The sequence below is a fragment of the Kangiella sp. genome (genome assembly GCF_014762745.1).
GTDB lineage: Bacteria > Pseudomonadota > Gammaproteobacteria > Enterobacterales > Kangiellaceae > Kangiella.
The window spans coordinates 1-3,581 of the sequence record NZ_JABURJ010000143.1; the positions used below are offsets into that span (position 1 = coordinate 1).

Genomic DNA, 3,581 nt, shown 5'->3' on the forward strand with positions numbered 1-3,581 from the left:
CACAAAAAAGCCCGACTATTTCTAGTCAGGCTTTCTGAATAATGGTGGCCCGGGGCAGAATTGAACTGCCGACACAAGGATTTTCAATCCTCCGCTCTACCAACTGAGCTACCAGGCCGCAGGACGCGTATTAAACCGATTGAGGGGCTTTAAGTCAAGCCCCTTTCTTAAAATTATTAGAATTTTATTGGCTTAGGTTATGAGGACTTTATTTGTCTTCTTCTGGGACGTAGCCTTCGGGCTTTTCGTAGTCGCCTCCAAACAGGTACATTTCCATTTGTTCGGCCAAATAGGACTGCGCTTGCGGGTCCATCAGGCTGAGGCGTTTTTCGTTAATGAGCATGGTTTGATGGTTTAACCATTGGGTCCATGCTTCTTGTGAAATCTCGTTGTATATTTTTTCGCCAAGTTCACCTGGGTATGGTTTGAAGGACATGCCTTCGGCTTCTTTTTGCAGTTTTTTGCAGAATACGGTGCGTGACATTTCTATCTCCACTTGTCATCGGTTGAGAGGTTTGCCTTGGATATTAAACTCAAGAATTCTCGAGGAGTTTCATCAGGAGTTTGCTGACCGGAGTGGGCAGGCCAATCTCGTTCAGCTGGCTTAGGCTAAACCAGTCTGCTTGTGCGGGCTCCATGATACTCGGATGGGAATTTTTTTCCACTAATGCTTTCTCGTTGGTGCTTTGCAGGAGTAGCGGTTGAACCTTGAGATCATAGTGGCTGAATTTATGCACAAATGATTCGAGCTGCTGGATGTCTTCAGGGCTCATGTCTTCCTGCTGCACTTCGGGTAAAGCCCACAGGCCACCCCAGATGCCGCTTGGGGGGCGTTTATGCAGTAGAACTTTTCCTTGATGAATGCTAATCAGCCAAAACACTGATTTACTGGGGCGTGCTTTTTTAGGCTTCTTACCGGGATACTGCTCGATACTGTCACTGTGATAAGCCAGACAATGTTTGGATAATGGGCAGCTGTGGCAGTCGGGTTTGCTGCGGGTACAGACCACGGCGCCCAAGTCCATCATTGCCTGGTTGTAGGCGGCGGTTTCCTGTTTGGGCGTGTTAGCTTCGGCTCGTTGCCACAGGGCTTTTAAAACTTTACCATTTCCCGGCCAGCCATCAATGGCGTAGCAGCGTGCCAGTACGCGCTTGACGTTGCCATCAAGGATGGCGGTGGGCTGGCCAAAAGCAAAGGAGGCGATTGCACCTGCGGTTGAGCGGCCAATTCCGGGCAGGGTTTCGATAGCCTCAGGGTCTTTTGGGAAATTGCCAGCAAAGTCTGTTTCGATGATGCGCGCTGCTTTATGCAGATTTCGGGCACGGCTGTAATAACCCAGTCCGCTCCAATGTTGCATAACCTCATCATCGGTCGCTCGGGCAAGATCAGCAACCGTTGGAAAGCTATCAACAAAGCGCTCAAAGTAGGGGATAACGGTTGTGACCTGAGTTTGCTGGAGCATGATTTCGGAGAGCCAGATTTTGTAGGGATCGTCAGTATTTTGCCAGGGCAGGTGCTTACGGCCATGAGCGTGGTAGTACTCAATGACCTTTGTAGCAAAGTCTGTGGGTGACCAGGGTTTTGTCATGCGATAAGTCGTTAGAACTGATAGATAATAGGCAGCACAATGGACAGAGTAATCCACATCAGAATGACCAATGGTACACCGACCTTGATGAAGTCCGAAAACTTATAGCCACCCGCACTCATAACCAGCAAATTGGTTTTATATGCCATAGGCGTGGCGAAGCTCATATTGGCACCAAATAGAACCGCCATTACGAAAGGCTCGGCAGGCAGGTTAAGCTGGTTGGCGATACTGACCGCGATTGGGGTGCCGATAACCGCTGCAGCATTGTTGGAAACTACATTGGTCAGGACTGCAAGTAGTAACATTAAGCCGCTTAATAATACCGTCGGCGGTGCACCATAAAGTGAAGCAACGAAGGCCTGAGCCAAGTATTCGGCAGCACCGGTTTCAATCATCGCAATACCGAGCGCTAAACTTGAGGCAACAATCAGAATCACCTGTGCGCTGAGTGCGTGCATGGCTTCGCGCCAGGTCATGCAGTGAGTCAGGATCATCAACATGGCGCCACCAAGCGCGCTGATAGCGATCGGCAAAGCTCCAACAGCAGCCAATAAAACGACCAGGCCCATAATGAACAAAGCGCGAGGCGCGCGGTGAGATTTGGGCAGGTCTGTGGTAGCGTCCAGGATCAGGATTTCGCCGCTTTTCTTAAACTCGGCAATATCCTTTTGACCACCCTGCACCAGTAAAACATCGCCGACGTGCAGGGTTACAGTACCAAGCCCTTTATTATGCATATCAACAATGCTGTCACCGCGGTGCAGTGCAATGGCCACCAGACCATATTGATCGATAAATTCCACATCTTTCAGCGTACGGCCAGCAAGTGGCGAGCCCGGCGTGACAACGATTTCAGAAAGTTGCTGGTTTTCGGCAGTGAGCGGGTGGTCGTCGCTGATCTGTTTGCCGCGTCGGTACAATTTTGCACCCAGCACCTGTTCGTATTCTTTTAAGTGTTCCGGCGTATCAATGACTCTCAGACGGTCACCTGCCTTAACTTTGGCATCAGGCATAGGGACAATCGAAATTTCCTCGCCGCGCTGGATGCGAACAACCTTCATCTGGCCATCGGTCTTGTTAATGACTTCAGAAAGGGTTTTGCCATCAGCGAAAGAGCCTGCTTCGATGTGCAGTTGAGCGGTAAAAACTCGAGGTGAGGTGTTTTTCATCACCGCCTGGCGAATGGGAACAATGCGTGGGGCAATCAGCCATAGATAAATAATCGCAACTGCGGCAGCAATACTGGCGGGGAGCAAAAAGTCGAACATGCCAAAGCGCGGAAGGCCGAGATCAGAGGCAACCGAGACCACCAGCAGGTTGGTGGAAGTACCAATTGTTGTTGCCATGCCGCCAATAATGGTGGCAAAGCCCATGGGCATCAGCAGCTTGGAAGGGCTGCTTTTAGTACGAATCGCAACACTGACCAGAATCGGCAAAAGTAAAACTACAATCGGTGTGTTGTTCACAAAGGCACTAAGACCGCCGGCAATCAGCAGGGTCAGTAACAGAGAAAAGAGTGGGGCAGTCTTCCAGACCGAGCCAAGAAAGCGACCAATTGGCTCGAGCGCCCCCGTTCGCACAAGGCCCTGACCGCAAATCATCAAAGCGCAGACAGCAACCAATGCTTCATGGCCAAAGCCACTGAAGAACTGCATGGGCTCAAGGCGGCCATTGAAGTTATGGAACGGAGCAAAGCTAAAGCCGATAGTCAGCAGAAGCAAAACGATTACGCAGGAAGTTTCGAGCGGGATATCGTCGCGGCGAAACAGGTACAACGCAAAAGCCGTCAGTAACAGCACAAAAAGAGCGTGATTGTTGGGTAAATCAGGAAACGGCATTCCTTAAGTCTACTCCTACTCTATGTCATTGTTTTTATGCCGGGTCGAACTGCTCACCTTACTGATTTAGGGCTATTTTCGCAATCCTTTTTGTCAGGCCAAAGCTAATGATGCAAAACTGAACAAAGAGTGTGCTAAAATCGCGCCAATT

At 50.0% G+C, this 3,581-nt stretch carries 3 protein-coding genes and 1 tRNA gene; all 4 read right to left on the minus strand.

Features of this window, described 5'->3' with window-relative positions; genetic code table 11:
* Nucleotides 1–42 precede the first annotated feature (42 nt).
* The 4 genes from HUJ19_RS12655 to HUJ19_RS12670 all read right to left on the minus strand — a co-directional run bounded on the left by HUJ19_RS12655 (nucleotide 43) and on the right by HUJ19_RS12670 (nucleotide 3,430).
* Nucleotides 43–118, minus strand: a tRNA-Phe gene (locus HUJ19_RS12655).
* A 90-nt stretch (nucleotides 119–208) separates the two neighbouring features.
* A complete protein-coding gene (locus HUJ19_RS12660) occupies nucleotides 209–484 on the minus strand; it encodes an oxidative damage protection protein (RefSeq protein ID WP_290624634.1) in 276 nt (91 codons plus the stop codon).
* A gap of 49 nt (nucleotides 485–533) precedes the next feature.
* Complete coding sequence (mutY, locus tag HUJ19_RS12665; protein ID WP_290624636.1) at nucleotides 534–1,589, minus strand: A/G-specific adenine glycosylase; 1,056 nt, start codon at nucleotides 1,587–1,589, stop codon at nucleotides 534–536.
* A gap of 11 nt (nucleotides 1,590–1,600) precedes the next feature.
* On the minus strand, nucleotides 1,601–3,430 hold the full coding sequence (locus HUJ19_RS12670; protein ID WP_290624637.1) for an SLC13 family permease: 1,830 nt from the start codon (nucleotides 3,428–3,430) through the stop codon (nucleotides 1,601–1,603).
* Nucleotides 3,431–3,581 lie beyond the last annotated feature (151 nt).

Excerpts from the sequence above, each read along its gene's own strand:
- HUJ19_RS12670 (WP_290624637.1), bottom strand. The coding sequence starts at position 3,430 with ATGCCGTTTCCTGATTTACCCAACAATCACGCTCTTTTTGTGCTGTTA.
- HUJ19_RS12660 (WP_290624634.1), bottom strand. The coding sequence starts at position 484 with ATGTCACGCACCGTATTCTGCAAAAAACTGCAAAAAGAAGCCGAAGGC.
- mutY (WP_290624636.1), bottom strand. The coding sequence starts at position 1,589 with ATGACAAAACCCTGGTCACCCACAGACTTTGCTACAAAGGTCATTGAG.